The 15759-nt window shown below is 69.3% G+C and carries 12 protein-coding genes; 2 read left to right on the plus strand and 10 right to left on the minus strand.

What is annotated here, in order from left to right:
* Positions 1-79 precede the first annotated feature (79 nt).
* Positions 80-1846, plus strand: a complete 1767-nt coding sequence (locus ACZ3HV_RS11035; protein WP_465683127.1) for a M1 family metallopeptidase — start codon at positions 80-82, stop codon at positions 1844-1846.
* Positions 1847-1851: 5 nt separating this feature from the next.
* Here ACZ3HV_RS11035 and ACZ3HV_RS11040 read toward each other — a convergent pair whose 3' ends face one another.
* On the minus strand, positions 1852-2715 hold the full coding sequence (locus ACZ3HV_RS11040; RefSeq protein ID WP_465683129.1) for a GNAT family N-acetyltransferase: 864 nt from the start codon (positions 2713-2715) through the stop codon (positions 1852-1854).
* 120 nt (positions 2716-2835) lie between these two features.
* Between ACZ3HV_RS11040 and ACZ3HV_RS11045 the strand changes: the two genes are divergently transcribed.
* A complete protein-coding gene (locus ACZ3HV_RS11045) occupies positions 2836-3492 on the plus strand; it encodes a GntR family transcriptional regulator (protein WP_465683131.1) in 657 nt (218 codons plus the stop codon).
* On the opposite strand, the gene ACZ3HV_RS11050 is transcribed toward ACZ3HV_RS11045, so the two are convergent.
* The 9 genes from ACZ3HV_RS11050 to ACZ3HV_RS11090 all read right to left on the minus strand — a co-directional run bounded on the left by ACZ3HV_RS11050 (position 3489) and on the right by ACZ3HV_RS11090 (position 15571).
* On the minus strand, positions 3489-5246 hold the full coding sequence (locus ACZ3HV_RS11050; protein WP_465683133.1) for a gamma-glutamyltransferase family protein: 1758 nt from the start codon (positions 5244-5246) through the stop codon (positions 3489-3491). The genes ACZ3HV_RS11045 and ACZ3HV_RS11050 overlap by 4 nt on opposite strands.
* A gap of 115 nt (positions 5247-5361) precedes the next feature.
* Complete coding sequence (locus ACZ3HV_RS11055) at positions 5362-6348, minus strand: ABC transporter ATP-binding protein (protein WP_465683135.1); 987 nt, start codon at positions 6346-6348, stop codon at positions 5362-5364.
* A 240-nt stretch (positions 6349-6588) separates the two neighbouring features.
* Positions 6589-7566 (minus strand): ABC transporter ATP-binding protein, encoded by a 978-nt coding sequence (locus ACZ3HV_RS11060; RefSeq protein ID WP_465683137.1) that lies wholly within the window; start codon positions 7564-7566, stop codon positions 6589-6591.
* A complete protein-coding gene (locus tag ACZ3HV_RS11065) occupies positions 7563-8444 on the minus strand; it encodes an ABC transporter permease (RefSeq protein WP_465683139.1) in 882 nt (293 codons plus the stop codon). Before ACZ3HV_RS11065 ends, ACZ3HV_RS11060 begins: the two co-directional genes overlap by 4 nt.
* Positions 8444-9397, minus strand: a complete 954-nt coding sequence (locus ACZ3HV_RS11070) for an ABC transporter permease (RefSeq protein WP_465683141.1) — start codon at positions 9395-9397, stop codon at positions 8444-8446. The genes ACZ3HV_RS11065 and ACZ3HV_RS11070 overlap by 1 nt, the downstream gene beginning before the upstream one ends.
* Positions 9394-11085 carry an ABC transporter substrate-binding protein gene (locus tag ACZ3HV_RS11075; RefSeq protein WP_465683143.1) on the minus strand — a complete coding sequence of 564 codons (1692 nt, stop codon included), beginning with the start codon at positions 11083-11085 and terminating at the stop codon, positions 9394-9396. The genes ACZ3HV_RS11070 and ACZ3HV_RS11075 overlap by 4 nt, the downstream gene beginning before the upstream one ends.
* A 186-nt stretch (positions 11086-11271) precedes the next feature.
* Entirely contained in the window at positions 11272-11772 is a 501-nt protein-coding gene (locus ACZ3HV_RS11080; protein WP_465683145.1) for a GNAT family N-acetyltransferase, read from the minus strand.
* Between the two features lie 215 nt (positions 11773-11987).
* A complete protein-coding gene (locus ACZ3HV_RS11085; protein ID WP_465683147.1) occupies positions 11988-13184 on the minus strand; it encodes an SWIM zinc finger family protein in 1197 nt (398 codons plus the stop codon).
* On the minus strand, positions 13181-15571 hold the full coding sequence (locus ACZ3HV_RS11090; protein WP_465683855.1) for a DEAD/DEAH box helicase: 2391 nt from the start codon (positions 15569-15571) through the stop codon (positions 13181-13183). Before ACZ3HV_RS11090 ends, ACZ3HV_RS11085 begins: the two co-directional genes overlap by 4 nt.
* Positions 15572-15759 lie beyond the last annotated feature (188 nt).

Raw genomic sequence — 15759 nt, forward strand, 5'->3', positions numbered from 1 at the left:
CGGCTGGCTCATTATGGCCGCCCGATCGGGCTGTGGCGTGGGTACTGTTCCCCGGACACCTTCACTCGGGGAGTTATCCGTGACGCACGATCGCCACTCCTACGCCGAACCTGCTCTGGTTCGGACGACCCATCTCGAGCTCGATGTCGAGCTCGACTTCAGCGCGAAGGTGCTGGCCGGGACCGCCACGCACACGCTCGCCTGGACAGGGTCCGGTGACCGGCTCGTCCTGGACACCCGCGACCTGACCGTGCTGGCGGTCGAAGGCGCGACGGCCGACGGCTGGGAGCCCCTGGAGTACAGCCTGGCGGCGGCGGACAAGGAGCTCGGCTCGGCGCTGACCATCAGCACCGCTCTGCATGAGCGTGTGCGCGTCAACTACCGGACCGCTCCGACAGCGACCGGCCTGCAGTGGCTCGAGCCGTCGATGACGGCCGGTGGTGTGCTGCCGTTCATGTTCAGCCAGTCGCAGGCGATCCACGCACGCAGCTGGGTGCCGGTGCAGGACACTCCGGGCGTGCGGTTCAGCTACGCCGCCCACGTGACCGCTCCGCCCGAGCTGATGGTCCTGATGAGTGCCGACAACGGTACGACGTCCCGCCGGACCGGCTCGTACGACGTGGTGATGCCCGAGCCGATCCCGTCGTACCTGCTGGCCATCGCCGCCGGCGACCTGGTCTTCGAGCCGATCGGTGAGCGGTCCGGTGTGTGGGCCGAGCCGGAGATGGCCCGGCGCGCGGCGACCGAGTTCGCCGACACCGAAGAGATGATGCGAGTCACCGAAGAGCTCTTCGGCCCGTACCGCTGGGGCCGCTACGACTTACTCGTGCTGCCGCCGTCCTTCCCGTACGGCGGGATGGAGAACCCCCGGATGACGTTCGCGACGCCGACCGTGGTGATCGGGGACAAGTCCCTGGTCAGCGTCGTCGCGCACGAGCTCGCGCACAGCTGGTCGGGCAACCTGGTCACGCAGGACAGCTGGGACGACATCTGGCTGAACGAAGGCTTCACGTCGTACGTCGAGAACCGGATCGTCGAAGCGGTCTACGGCAGCGAGTTCGCGGTGATGGAGACGGCGATCAAGCAGCACGCGACGGTCGTGAAGCTGGACCCGCTGACGCCGGCCGAGCTGGCGGTCGAGCTGCCGGGGCTGAACCACCGGTCCGAGTACCACGGGAACACGGCGACCGGGCCGCTGAAGGGGTCCTGGTTCCTGTCCTGGCTGGAGGAGCGGTTCTCGCGCGAGGTGTTCGACCCGTTCCTGCGCGGGTATTTCGACCGCTTCGCGTTCCGCAGTATCAAGTCCGACGACTTCGTCGAGCACCTGCGCGAGCACCTGGTCGAGCCGCACCCAGGCGTCGTGACGGACGCGGAGCTGGCCGCGTGGCTGGACGAGCCCGGGATCCCGTCGTTCGCCCGCCGGGCGGTGTCGGAGCGCTTCCAGGTGGTCGACGGCGCCCGGAACCGGTGGCTGACGACTGGTGAGCTTCCGGCTGGCGCGGAGGAGTGGACCACGCAGGAGTGGCTCCGGTTCCTGGACGCGGCCCCCGACGTACTCAGCCCGCTTCTGCTGCAGCAGCTCGACCGGGCCTTCGGCCTGACCGGTACGGCGAACGGCGAGATCGCCCGGCGCTGGTACCAGGTGGTCGCGGCCAGCAGCTACGAGGCGGCGTACGCCGAGCTCGCCGAGTTCCTCACCAACGTCGGCCGGATGAAGCTGGTCCTTCCGGTCTACCGGGCACTCGCCGGCACAGACCGCGCATTCGCCGCCGAGGTCTTCGCCAAGGCCCGCCCCGGCTACCACCCCATCACCACCGCGGCCGTCCAGAAGATCCTCGGCCAGTAGCTCTACTAGAGGTCGAGAGTGCGCCGGTGGACTGACTCGGTGGGTTCGTAGCCGAGTTGGGCGTTCACGCGTCGCATCGGCGTGTTGGTGTCGACGGTGTCGGTGAGGAGACCGGCCAGGTCGGGGAAGTGGAGCCGCGCCTGGCGGATCTGCTCGGCCTTCATCCACAGCGCCAGTCCGTGCCCGCGGTGTTCCGGGAGTACGGCGGTGCCGTAGTGCTGGGCGTCGCCCTTGCCGTCACCGGGTACGACGAGTTCGGTGAAGCCCACGATCGCGCCGGTGGCGTCGTCGACGGCCGCCACCGTGGTCAGGTGCTCACCGCGCTGCTCGATGATCTCCGCGGCGTACCGTGTCCGCGCCACGTCCCACGGGTCGGCGCCGTACGCGATGTCTCCGGACGGCGCGTCGTTCATCCCGGTCCGCGCGTCGGTGAACCTCTGCGCGAGCTCATCCGGTACGACGCCTGGCCACGAGATCAACCGGTAGCCCGGGACGTCCTCCACGCCGGGATCCACGTCGGACAGCCGGAGTCGCGCGTACACGAGGGTGAGGCCGATCGCGAAGTCGTGGTGCTGGAGGAACAGGTCGGCGGGGGAGCCCGCGGTCGCGTCGCCGAGCAGCGTGCGGACCTCGTGGTCGCGGGCCGCGTTGATGACCGCATCCAGCAGTCGAGAGCCCACACCTCGGCGGCGTTCGGCCGGGTGGACGTTCAGCTGGAGCTCGGCCAGATGCGACTGGGTCTCGCGACTGTTGAGTCGCAGGAAGGCGGATCCGACAGGGTTGCCGTCGGCGTCCGCGGCGAGCCAGGCGATCCGGCGGCTGAACGGCCGGACGTCGGGATCCGTCAGGGGAGTCAGTCTGATGCTCAAGCCGTCAACATAGCTCTCGCCGGGATCACGTGCCGAGGCTCGGCCGATCGGCTACCGTGGCGCGAAGCCGAACGGGGAGAGGAGCATGGGGTGGAGCAACCGGGTTTGGGGGACGGCGAAGTGCGTACGATCGGTGCCGACCATGTGGCGTTGCGCGAGCAGGTACTCGCGGAGTTGCGCCGGCGCATCGTGGACGGCGATTACGCGCAAGGTGAGCGGTTGACCGAGACTCGCCTCGCGGACGACTTCGGGGTGTCGCGCAATCCGGTGCGGGAAGCCTTGCGCGTGGTCGAGGCCGAGGGCTTCGTCCAGATCCTGCCGCGCCGGGGTGCGGTGGTGGCGACGCTCGACGAGACCGCGGTACGCGACCTGTTCGCCGTACGGGAGCAGTTGGAGACGCTGGCCGGTGGGCTCGCGGCCGAGCGGGCGACGCCGGCCGACGTGGCCCGGTTGCGTCGGCTGCTCGACGAGGCGAGCGCGGCGACCGATGCGAAGGACTTCGACCAGGTCGCCGAGCTCAACAGCGCCTTCCACCGGGCGGTGATCGAGGTCAGCGGCAACCGCTGGCTGCTGTCGATCTCGGCCGCGATGTACCACCACGTCCACTGGGTCTTCCGCGTCGGCGCCGCCCAGCGCGCACCGCACTCGTGGGAGGAACACATCCGCCTGGTCGAGACCATCGAGGCCGGCGACCCAGCGGCTGCCACGATCGCCGCACGCGATCACGTGGCAGCCGCTGCCAAGGCCGCACTGAGCAGTCGGCCCGAAAGCGCCTAACGGCCGACGGCGTACCCCTGCATGCCGCGCGGGTTGGCCGCCGCGGCCAGCACCCCGTCCGGCTCCTTCCGTACGGCACACAACCGGCCGAGGCTCCACGCATCGCCTTCGGTGACAACGTGCCCGCGGCGTGCCAGGTCATCGCGGACGGCGGCGCCGACCCGGCTCTCGATCACCAGACCACCCGGCTCGGTGGTGCGCGGGTAGAACGACGACGGGAAGCCGGTCGTGTGCCAGGCCGGCGCGTCGATGGCCTCCTGCAGATCCATGCCACTGCCGAGATGCCGCAGCAGGAAGAGCAGCTGCCACTGGTCTTGCTGGTCTCCACCCGGCGACCCACAGGCCATCACCGGCTGGCCGTCGCGCAGCACCAGCGTCGGCGTCAGCGTGGTCCGCGGACGCCTGCCCGGCGCCAGTGAGGCCGGCAGGCCTTCCTCGAGCCAGAACATCTGTGCCCGGCTGCCGAGGCAGAACCCGAGCTCCGGGATCGTCGGCGACGACTGCAACCAGCCACCGCTCGGCGTGGCGGAGATGATGTTGCCCCACCGGTCGATGACGTCGACATGGCAGGTGTCGCCGCGGGTCACGCCACCGGACGAGACGGTCGGCTCACCCGTGGTCGCGTCGCCGAGATCGTTGCCCACAGCAATCGACGGGAGACTGGGCCGGCGACCGTCCGGGTGCCCGGGCCGCAGCTCCAGGCTCGCGTCCGGGCCGACCAGCTTGGCGCGCTCGGCGGCGTACGCGGGGGAGAGCAGCGTCTTCAGCGGTACGTCGGCGCCGTCGCCGTACCAGGCCTCGCGGTCCGCGTACGACAGCTTCATCACCTCGACCGTCGTGTGCACCCCCTCGGCGCTGTCCAGGTCGACGTCACCCAGCTCCGACAGTACGGCGAGCGACTGCAGCAACCCTGGTCCCTGGCCCCACGGCCCCGTCTTGGCGACGGTGTACCCGTTCCAGTCGACCGTCGCCGGCTCCTCCCAGCTCGCCTGGAAGGCGGCCATGTCGTCGCCGGTGATGAGGCCTCCGTGGTCCTCGCCACTGGAGTCCCGGTGGGGTAGCCGCGAGAACTTGTCGACCGCCTCCGCGACGAACCCTTCCCGCCAGGTCTTCCGCGCCTGCTCGATCTGCACTTGCCGGTCCGCGCCGGCCGTCTCGCCCTCGGTCACGAGCTTCTCGAGTGTGGCGGCGTACGCCTCGTTGCGGAACCTGCCAGTCGGCGGACGACCGTCCTGCAACCACAGCGCGGCGGATGTCGGCCAGTGCTGCTCGAACAGCTCCTGCACGGTGCTGACCGTGTCACCGACGCGCGGCACGAGTGGATGACCGTTGCGCGCGTAGTCGATGGCGAGTTCCAGTACGACGCGCAACGACAGAGTGCCGTGGTCACGCAGCAGGAGCAGCCAGGCGTCGACCGCGCCCGGCACGGTGGCCGCGAGCGGCCCGGAGCCGGGGACGAGTGTCAGACCGAGTGAGCGGTAGTGCTCGATCGTCGCACCGGCCGGTGCGACGCCCTGACCGCACAGCACGCGCGGTGTGGGGTCGTCGGCGGTGGCGACGATCGCCGGGACCTCACCACCGGGACCGTTGAGATGCGGTTCCACGACGTGCAGCACGAACCCGGCCGCGACGGCCGCGTCGAACGCGTTGCCGCCCAGCTCGAGAATCCGCATGGCCGACTGTGAGGCCAGCCAGTGCGTGGACGAGACCATCCCGAACGTGCCGCGCAACGTAGGCCGGGTGGTGAATGTCATGGGGCCTCCCGGCCTGGACTGAGGAGTGTAGGGAGCGTAGCGACTGGAACGACGAGGGAAGGGCGGGAGTCAAAGCCCGATGACCCGCCGCGCCGGAGGCGTGGCATATGTGAGGTCATTGGTGAGCTCCTTCTGCAACTATGCGTACGTCGGGTCCGGTGCCGTCGTCGTTGACGAGGTGGCAGGCCACCTGGTGTCCACCTTCTCCGATCACGCGCTGCTCGGGTACGACTGTCCGGCATGTGTCGATCGCGACCGGGCACCTGGTGTGAAAGCGGCACCCGGGCGGCGGGTCGATGGCGGACGGGAGATCGTCGCCGAGCAGTACGGGCTTGCGCGCCCGCTGCTCGGCAGGATCGGGTACGGGCGCCGCCGACAGCAGCGCCTGGGTGTACGGGTGCGCGGGGGCGCCGAAGATGCGGGACCGTGGGCCTTGCTCGACCAACTGGCCCAGGTACATCACTGCGACCTCGTCGGCGAGGTACTCGACGGCTGAGAGGTCGTGGGTGATGAACAGGCAGGCGAAGCCCAGGTCACGTTGGAGGTCCGCGAGCAGATTGAGCACAGCAGCCTGGACCGACACATCCAGTGCGCTGGTCGGCTCATCTGCGACGAGCAGACGTGGCTCTGAGATCAGTGCGCGAGCAATGCTGACTCGCTGACGTTGGCCGCCGGACAACTCATGCGGCGCACGCTGTGCGACCTCAGGCCGGAGTCCGACCCGGCGTAGTGACTCTGCGACCTTGGCGGAGATGTCTTTGCGACGCATGAGCCGGAGCGGTTCGCCGACGATGTCTCCGACCGACAAGCGCGGGTCAAGCGAGCCGGCCGGGTCCTGGAACACGATGGACACGTCTCGGCGGTGCGGCCGGAGCTGACGGCGGTTGAGATGAGTGATGTCGGCATCCGCGACTCTGACGGTCCCACCGCTCGGTTCGAGCAGTCGGACGATGCACCGGCCGACCGTGGACTTGCCGGACCCACTCTCACCGACCAGTGCGACAACCGAGCCTTGCCGGATCCGCAGAGTCACCCCATCAACGGCCCGGACCGGCCCGAAGTGCATGACCAAGTCTTCGACTTCCAGAGCGAGCGCGGTCATGGGGCCTCCCGGCCTGGACTGAGGAGCGGAGGGAGCGAAGCGACTGGAGCGACGAGGGAAGGCCGGGAGTTACAGCCCCATGACCCGCCGCGCCGGAGGCGTGGCATCAGCACGGTCATGGGGCCTCCCGGCCTGGACTGAGGAGCGGAGGGAGCGAAGCGACTGGGGCGACGAGGGAAGGCCGGGAGTAAAGGCCCCATGACCCTGCCGGCGCCGAAGGCCCGGCCAATAGCACAGCCACTAGACCTCCACTGGTTCTCTGACCGGGCTCCAGCACGCGACACGGTGCTGGCCATCGGTCAGTTGCGGCTGGGACGTCGTACAGGTGTCGACTGCTCTGGGGCAGCGGTCGGCGAAGGTGCAGGCGTCGGGCTGCTCCGTCAGAACCGGGACGAGACCGGGGATCTCGTTGAGTCGATGGGTCTCGGCATGGCGGCCGGCTGCCGGTGACGCGCCGAGGAGGCCGGCTGTGTAGGGGTGTTGTGGGTTGGCGAACAGTTGGTGGACCTCGGCGGTTTCGACGACGCGTCCGGCGTACATGACCGCGACCCGGTCGGCGAGGTCCGCGACCACTCCGAGGTCGTGGGTGATGAGGACGATGCTGGTACCGAGCCGTTCGCGAAGCCCCCGTAGTACGTCGAGGATGCCGGCCTGGATCGTGACGTCGAGCGCTGTGGTCGGCTCGTCGGCGATCAGGACCTTGGGGTCGCACGCCACTGCCATCGCGATCATCACGCGCTGGCGCATGCCGCCGGAGAGTTGGTGCGGGTAGTCGCTGACGCGACGCTCGGCGGACGGGATGCCGACGAGCTTGAGGAGCTCGATCGCGCGGGCCTGGGCGGCCTGGCGGCCGAGGCCGATGTGGGTGCGGAGGACTTCGCCGATCTGGGTGCCGACGGTGAAGACCGGGTTCAGCGAGGTCATCGGCTCCTGGAAGATGTACGCGACCTCGCGGCCGCGGATCGACCGGAGGGTGCGCTTGTCGGCGCCGATCAGTTCGGTCCCGTCCAGCCTGACCGAACCCTCGACGGTCGCGGTGCGGGGGAGCAGACCGGCCAGGCTCATCGCCGTGACGCTCTTGCCGCAGCCGGACTCGCCGACGACGGCGAGCACCTCACCGTCGCCGACTTCCAGGCTGACCCGGTCGACGGCCGACAACAGGCCGTCCTCCGTCCGGAACGTGACCGATAGATCCTTCACTTCTAGAACAGCGTTCATCGCCGACTCGCTTTCGGGTCGAGCGCGTCGCGCAGACTGTCGCCGACGATGTTGAAGGCCAGCGTCAGCAACATGATCGCGAGGCCGGGCATCACCGCCGCCCACGGAGCCCGCGACGCGAACTGCTGGGCGTCGGACAGCATCGTGCCGAGGCTGGGTGCGGGCGGCTGGATGCCGAGCCCGAGGAACGACAGCACCGCCTCGCCGAGGATCGCCGCCGGGATCGCGACCGTCGCCTGGACGATGATCACCGACGCCGCGTTCGGCAGGATGTGCCGGCCCAGCACCCACGCGTCCCCGGCGCCCTCGACGATCGCGGCCGCGACGAAGTCGAGCGACTTCAGCCGCATCGTCTCCGACCGGACGATCCGGATCACGCCCGGGATCTGCGCGATACCGATCGCGATCGCCGCGTTACCGAGACTCGCGCCGCGGATCGCCGCCAGCCCGACCGCAAGGATCAGGAACGGGAACGCGAGGACGAGATCGGTGAAGCGGGAGATGAGTGCGTCGATGGCGCGGAAGTAGCCGGCCATCAGACCGAGCGGTACGCCGATGACGAGTGACGTCGCGACCGCGAGCAGTCCGACGTGGAGCGAGGCGCGGAGCCCGTACATGATCCGGGTGAGCACATCACGTCCGAGGTCGTCGGTGCCGAGAAGGTGGCCGGCGGTTCCCGGTGGCGCGAAGGCTTGGTCAAGGTGCGTCTGCGTCGGGTCGTGCGGTGCGAGCCAGGGAGCGAACACCGCGAGGATGACGGCGATGCCGAGGACGACGAGTCCCGTGATCGCGAGCGGGTTGCGGAGGATCCGGCGTACCACTTTGCTTCGGTTGCTGCGCAGTGTTGCGCCGGCGGTGACAGCTTCGGCCACGGCCATCAGGCATCACCTCGAACGCGGATCCGCGGGTCGATGACGGAGTACAGCAGGTCGACGAGCAGATTGATGACGATGTAGGCCGTCGCCGTGACGAGGACGACGGCTTGGATGACCGGGTAGTCGCGCTGGAAGACGGCGTCGACGGTGAGCTTGCCGAAGCCGGGGAGCGCGAAGATCCGCTCGGTCACGACGGCGCCGGAGATCAGAGCGCCGAGTTGGAGGCCGACGATCGTGATGACGACGATCAGGCTGTTGCGCAGCGCGTGCCGGCCGATCACCTCGCGCGGCGGGAGGCCTTTGGCTTCCGCCGTACGGATGTAGTCGGCGCTCAGGGCGTCGAGCATCGAGGATCTGGTCTGGCGCATGATCACCGCGGCCAGGCCGGTACCCAGAATGAGGGCGGGCAGGATCAGGTGGTGCAGGTTGGCCACCGGGTCGCTGAAGAACGGCACGAAGCCGGACGCCGGAAAGAGGCCCAGGGCAACGGACAGGTAGAGGATCGCCATCAGTCCGAGCCAGAAGTTCGGCACCGAGAGTCCGAGCAGCGCGAGCGCGTTGGCGGCCCATTCGGCCGGGCGGCCACGCCGTACGGCGGCGACCACGCCCGCGCCGACGCCGATGACACTCGCTACGAGGATCGCCAGTACGGACAACTCGATCGTCACCGGCAACGCGGTCACGATCATCGTCCGGACCGGCTCGCCGGTCCGGATCGACTGACCGAGGTCTCCGCGCACCGCGTGACTCACGAACTGCCAGAACTGCACGAGCCATGACTGATCCAGCCCGTACTGCTCCCGGATCGCGCGCAGCGACTCCGGATCCCGGTCCTCACCGGCGAGCGCGAGCGCCGGGTCACCCGGCAACGCGCGCACGCCGGCGAACACGACGATCGTCGCGAGGATCAAGGTGACGATCGACTGCCACAGCCGATTGAAGAGATACCTTCTCACTTGGCGAACCCGGCGAAGGCTGTTCTGATCACGCCGTCCGGATACACCTGGATGCCGAGGAGCTTCTTGCTGACGCCGGTGAGGTTGCGCTGGCGGTACATGTAGATGAGCGGGTCGTCCTGCTGGAGCTTGGTGACGACGTCGCCGTACAGCTTGATCCGCTGGGCCTTGTCGGTGGCCTGGCGGGCGTCGGTCAGCAGCTTGTCGACGTCGGGGCTGCTGTAGCCGGCCACGTTCTGGCTGCCGGTGGTGCCGACGAAGTTGTAGATGTTCGCGTCCGGGTCCACGCGGCCGGACCACCCCAGTTGCAGGAGCTCGAAGTCACCGCGGTCCTGCTGGTCGAGCAGAGCGGCGTACTCGACCGGCTTGATCACCAGGTCGAACCCACCGTCCTTGACCATCGCCTGCAGCGCCTGCGCGAGTCGCAGGCTGTCGGGGTTGTTCGAGGTGATCATCGTGACCTTGTACGGCGTACTCACGCCGGCGTCGGCCAGCAACTGCTTGGCCTTGGCGGGGTCGTGCGCCGGGCAGACCTGCGCGGCGTCGGAGGTGAACTCACTCTTCGGTGAAACGGGCGAGCAGGCGACCGTGTTCAGCCCGTTGAAGATCGACTTGACCAGTGCCGCCCGGTCGATCGACAGGTCGAGTGCCTGGCGGACCCGCGGGTCCTTCGCGATCGGCGTGTCCAGCTGCTTGAGCGGATTGCCGACACCGTTCGCGTTCGCGACATTGATCGTCAGGCCCTGGTACCCCAGGGACTGCGACTGCAGCACGGTCACGGTGCTGTCCTTCTGCAGCGCGGGGGCGTCCTGGGACGACAGCGAGTCGGCGACCTGCGCGTCACCGGACTTCAGGTTCGCCGAGCGGATGCTCGAGTCGGTGATGATCCGGTACTCGATCGCGTCCAGGTGCACCTTGGCGGCGTCGTAGTACAGCGGATCCTTGACCACCTTGATCGAGTTCTGCGCGACCCGGCTGGCGAACTTGAACGGGCCGACGCACACCGGCGCGGTGGAGAAGTTCGCGCCGAGCTTGGCGACCGCGGCCGGGCTGAGCACCATGCCGGCCCGGTCGGCCAGCGCCGCGGTGAGCGGGGCGAACGGCTTCGACAGCTTGATGACCACGGTGTTCGGGTCCGGGGTCTCGACCGAGCTGATCGGGCCGAGCTCGCTCTTGCGGGCGGAGCCGGCCAGCGTCAGGCCGCGGTTGATCGAGATCTTCACCGCGTTCGAGTCGAGCGTGCCGCCGTCGGCGAACTTCACGCCCTGCTTGAGCGGGATGGTGAGGCTGAGGCCGTCGGCGGAGATGGTCGGCAGCGCGGTCGCGAGCTGCGGCACGATCTTCGCGTCCGGACCGAGGTCGTACAGCTTCTCGCACATGGTGTGGAAGACGTACCGCGAGTACAGGCTGCGCGACAGCGTCGGGTCGAGCTTGTCCGGGTCCGCGGAGAGCGCGACCGTGAGCGTGCCGCCCTGCTTGACCTGCGCCGCGTCGGCCGGCTCGCCGAACACGTCCTGCCCGGTCGCCGACGGGCTCGCTCCACTGCTGTCACTGCCGGCCGGTTCGACGGGGGAGCAGGCGGTTCCGGCGAGGGCGAGCACGATCACCCCCGCGACGGCTCCGGCCACCGTATGGCGGCGCTTGCTCCAACTGGAGCGGTTCAGTGGGAACGAGGGTCGACGAGTCATCGCGTGCTCCTGGGTAGGCGGTCTCGACGACTGTTTCATGTATACAAGGCACCTGCGCAAGTGATTCGGCGAGTTTGACTGAACCTTTTACGACCGTCCGCCGTAGTTCGGGTGGAACGTTCAACACCGACTGCCGTACGGGCCGCCGGAGGCTGCGGCACGGCCTCCGGCGGCGCGGGGGGCTGGTCAGGCAGTGAACGGATACCGGAGATCGCCGGCCGGTACGGCGGCACCGTCGAGGGCGACCGCCATCAGGTTCGGGCCGTCGTACTGCGGGTGATGGATGCCGAACTCGGTCGCCTGCCGGAACCCGAAGCGCGGGTAGTACTCGGCATGTCCGAGCACCACCACGCTCTGCTCACCACGATCACGCGCCGTGGCGAGAGCGGCGACGACCGCGGCGCTGCCGGCACCTAGCTTCTGGTACGCCGGGAGGACGGCGACCGGCCCGAGCGAGAGGACCGGCGCATCGCCGATGTGACAACGGGTGAGGAGCGCGTAGGCGACGGGCCGGTCGTCCGGGGTGGTCGCGACGATCGACAGTCCGGGAAACCACGCGATCGGGTCGGCGCGGAGGGCGTCGAGGTAGTCGACCTCGAACTGCCGGCCGAAGGCGTGCAGGGTGATGTCACGGATCGTTGCGACGTCGGCTGTGGTCTCGACGCGGGTGTTCCAGGTGTTGGACAACGGGAGTCCCTTTCGGGCAAGGGGAAGCTGCGTCAGGCAGGTTCCACGGTGAGTTGGATGATCGGGCATGCCAAGACACCTGCTCGCGCAATCATCAACTCACCTCCTCCGAAGTCCTCGTCACCTTAGTGGGCTGTCGCCGGCGCCGCACCGGATTTACCAGTCGGCGGTCGGCGCCGCACCCAGTCGCCAGTCGCCAGTCGCCGGCCGCCGTGTCACCAGTCGGTGGCCAGTGCGGTGAGCGGGTCTGTTGTGGCTGGTGCCGTCGGGGTCCAGGTGCCGTCGACGAGGCGATACGGGTGCCAGCGTCCTCGGCGGTCCAGGCGGAGCTGGAGGTCTTCACCGAGCGTCAGTTGGTTGTCGAGGGTGCTGATCGTGACGTCGTCGTCTGCCGCGAGGAGTTCGGTCCGGGCCCGGGCGAGGTCGGCTGGGTCAGGCGTCCAGCTGTGTTCGAGTACGTCGAGGCCGGGCGCACCGCCGTACCGCCAGGCTTGGATGCCGAGGGCAAGCTCTTCGGGCCGACCCGTCGCCGGCTGCGTGATCAGCTCAGGGAAGTCGGCGGCCAGGCGGACCGAGTCTGCCCATTCGTCGAGTGGCTGCGGCTCCGGCGTACCGTGCAGGAGCGCGTTCAGCACCGCTCGCGCCCGGCGGGACGCGTCGAGCACGAGCAGCGGGAGAGTCGCGGGCGTGAACCCGTGCGGCGGCTCGATCCCGCTCACGGCCAGGTCGTCGACGGTGACCTTCGGCGGAAGGTCCGGCACCGCGGGCAGGGCACGAACCGGAGCCTCGAGTACGTCGCCGAGCGAGACGCCCGGCGCATCCGGTGCGTCCGCTGTTTCGGCGCTCGTCCCGGACTGGCTCCGGGCCTGGAGTTGGTCGAGGAGGTCGTCGCGGGAGCGGCCGCGGAGCAGGAGTAGGATGAACGGGTCGTCGTCGAGGAGCCAGGCGACCTGGTAGCAGAGGGCGGCGGCGTGCTGGCAGGGCAGCTCCCAGCCGTCGCAGGTACAGCTGGGGTCGAGGTCGCCGATGCCGGGCAGGAGCGGTACGCCGGCGTCCGTGGCGGCCTCGACGAGGTCGTGCGGCATGTCACCGTCGAGCAACGCGGCGATGTGCCCGGCCCTCGCCGCGACCTGATCGAGGAACCGCCTCCAGGCGTCGTCGGTGAGCTCGTCCACGTGCACGACGGCCTCGTAGGTGTCGTCGGGTGAGTAGACCATCGCCGCGATCCGGCCCGCGCTGATCGTGATCGCCCCGACCTGCCCGGAGTTGGCGTACATCCGGCCCTTTCGCAGCTGACCCGCATCCAGCGAGGTGTCCTCCAGCGCCTGCACCCAGGCCTGAGCCCACCACGACCGCCCCCGAGTGCTCCGCCGCTGCGCCGGAAAAGCCACAAACCCGCGCGCTTCAGTCATCGGAGACCACCTCGTAGCTCGACCAGGTCGGCGAGCTCGGTGTCGGAGAGTTCGGTGAGGGCCGCTTCGCCGCCGGACAGGACCGCCTCGGCGAGCTCGCGCTTGCTGCTGAGCATCGCCGCGATCCGGTCCTCGATGGTGCCTTCGGCAATCAACCGGTGCACCTGCACCGGCCGCGTCTGACCGATCCGGTACGCACGGTCCGTCGCCTGATCCTCGACCGCCGGATTCCACCACCGGTCGTAGTGCACGACGTGATCCGCACGCGTGAGGTTCAGCCCGGTCCCCGCCGCCTTCAACGACAGCAGGAACACCGGTGCCGCACCCGCCTGGAACCGCTCGACCATCTCCTCACGCCGCCGGACGGGCGTCCCGCCGTGCAGGAGCTGGGTCCCGATCCCGCGAGAGGCCAGATGTCGTTCGAGCAGCCGGGCCATCGCGACGTACTGCGTGAAGACGAGAACGGCACCGTCCTCGGCCACGATGGTCTCGAGCAGTTCGTCGAGGAGCTCGAGCTTGCCGGAGCGGCCCGTCAGGCGCGCCTCCTCGCCCTCCTTCAGGTACTGCGCCGGGTGGTTGCAGATCTGCTTCAGCCCGGTCAGCAGCTTCACGATCGCCCCGCGTCGCGCCATCCGATCGCTCGCCTGCACCGCCGCCATCAGCTCGCGCACGGTCGCCTCGTACAGGACCACCTGCTCGCGGGTGAGCGACACCGGCTGATCCGTCTCGGTCTTCGGTGGCAGCTCCGGCGCGATCCCGGGATCGGACTTGCGCCGCCGCAGCAGGAACGGCCGGACCAGCTTCGCCAGCCGCTGCGCGACGTCTTCGTCCTTGTCCGCCTCGATCGGCGTCGCCCACTGCGTCCGGAACGTGCCCAGCCGCCCGAGCAACCCCGGCGTCGTCCAGTCGAGGATCGCCCACAACTCGGACAGGTTGTTCTCCACCGGGGTGCCGGTCAGTGCCACGCGCGCCGGCGATGGCACGGTCCGCAGCGCCTTCGCCGTACCGGACGAGGGATTCTTCACGTGCTGAGCCTCATCCGCGACCACGAGCGCCCACCGATGCTCAGCCAGCCGTACAGCGTCCCGGCGCAACGTCCCGTACGTCGTCAGCACGAAACCCTCCGTGGCATCGTCGAGCGACCGCGACGAACCGTGGAAGCGTCGCACCGGCGTACCGGGTGCGAACCGCTGGACCTCACGCTCCCAGTTGCCGAGCAGGGACGCCGGACAAACGACGAGGGTCGGGCCGGCAGTGTCCTCCGACTGTTGCCGGTGGAGGTGGAGTGAGATCAGCGTGATCGTCTTGCCGAGGCCCATGTCGTCGGCGAGGCAGCCGCCGAGGCCGAGGGAGGTCATCCGAGCGAGCCAGCGCAGTCCGCGCAGCTGGTAGTCGCGCAAGGTGGCCTGGAGACCCGCGGGCGCGTCGATCGGCTCGTCGGCACGCTCCGGATCGGCGATGCGAGCGCGCAGGTCGTCGAGCCAGGAAGTCGGGGTGACGCTGATCCGGCGGCCGTCGACCTCCGTGCTGCCGGTGAGGGCTGCGCCGAGGGCGTCGATCGGCGTGACCGGTTTGAGGATCCGTTCCCGGGCTTTGCGGGCGAGGTCCGGGTCGATGAGCATCCACTGGTCGCGCAGCCGGACCACCGGGCGGGTCGCCTCGGCCAGCTGGTCCAGCTCCGCTTCGGTCAGTGGTTCACCATCGGGCTCGTTGCCCAGCGCAATCTGCCAGCTGAACTCCAGGGTCGCGCCGCCGCTGAAGAACTTGGGCAGGTTGCTCGGCGGACCGTCCGACGACGTGATCGCCGCCCGCGCGGTGAGCGCTCGCCCGAGACTGCGAGGCCAGTGCAGGTCCACACCGGCAGACGACAAGCGTTGCGCGGACCCGGCCAGCAACTCGCCGACCTCCTCGTCCGCCAACTCCATTCGATCCGGTACGGCGGAATCCAGCAACCGACCGAGTGGCGTCCACACGCGAGCCGCCCGGCGGATGGCGAGGGTGGTGTCGATGCGGGCGCGTGGCCCGAAGCCGGGGACGTCTCCGGCCCAGACGTCGTACGCGTCGCGTACGAGGGTCGGATCCTTCAAGCTGTGCAGTTGCACGACCGCGCTGAAGGCGAGCGAGTCGGCCATCTCGATCCGCAACGAGATCCGTACGCCGGTGTCGAGGCCGACCGACACCTCGTCGGCCCAGGACCGCAGGTGTTCGGCTCGCTGAGGTTTGACGCCGGCGAACAGCCCGGTCCGGTGTGCCTTGGCAGCCGCCGGCGACCGAGGCATCCCATCCGCCACCGCATCCAGGAACCCCCGCACCAAGTCCTCAGCCACCGGCAGCCGGACCGAGGAGTCATCTGTTGAGAGGGGGAGCGATCGCGCTGAGGGTGGCATGGCTTCGGCGAGTTCGAGGACTCGGGTCACGTCGGCCGTGTCCAGCGGGCCGACTCGCCAGGCGTCGTGGCCGGTGGGGGAGACACCGGGAAGGAGTTTGCCTCGGGCAACCAGTTGGAGGGCGACCAGGGCGGCGCCGCCCCAGAAGGCCGCCGACGGATGGGCGGCGGAAGCCTGACGGGCGCGGC

The sequence above is a fragment of the Kribbella sp. NPDC020701 genome (assembly GCF_055562215.1).

Excerpts from the sequence above, each read along its gene's own strand:
- ACZ3HV_RS11050 (WP_465683133.1), bottom strand. The coding sequence starts at position 5,246 with ATGACATTCACCACCCGGCCTACGTTGCGCGGCACGTTCGGGATGGTC.
- ACZ3HV_RS11055 (WP_465683135.1), bottom strand. The coding sequence starts at position 6,348 with ATGACCGCGCTCGCTCTGGAAGTCGAAGACTTGGTCATGCACTTCGGG.
- ACZ3HV_RS11060 (WP_465683137.1), bottom strand. The coding sequence starts at position 7,566 with ATGAACGCTGTTCTAGAAGTGAAGGATCTATCGGTCACGTTCCGGACG.
- ACZ3HV_RS11065 (WP_465683139.1), bottom strand. The coding sequence starts at position 8,444 with ATGGCCGTGGCCGAAGCTGTCACCGCCGGCGCAACACTGCGCAGCAAC.
- ACZ3HV_RS11075 (WP_465683143.1), bottom strand. The coding sequence starts at position 11,085 with ATGACTCGTCGACCCTCGTTCCCACTGAACCGCTCCAGTTGGAGCAAG.
- ACZ3HV_RS11085 (WP_465683147.1), bottom strand. The coding sequence starts at position 13,184 with ATGACTGAAGCGCGCGGGTTTGTGGCTTTTCCGGCGCAGCGGCGGAGC.
- ACZ3HV_RS11090 (WP_465683855.1), bottom strand. The coding sequence starts at position 15,571 with ATGCCACCCTCAGCGCGATCGCTCCCCCTCTCAACAGATGACTCCTCG.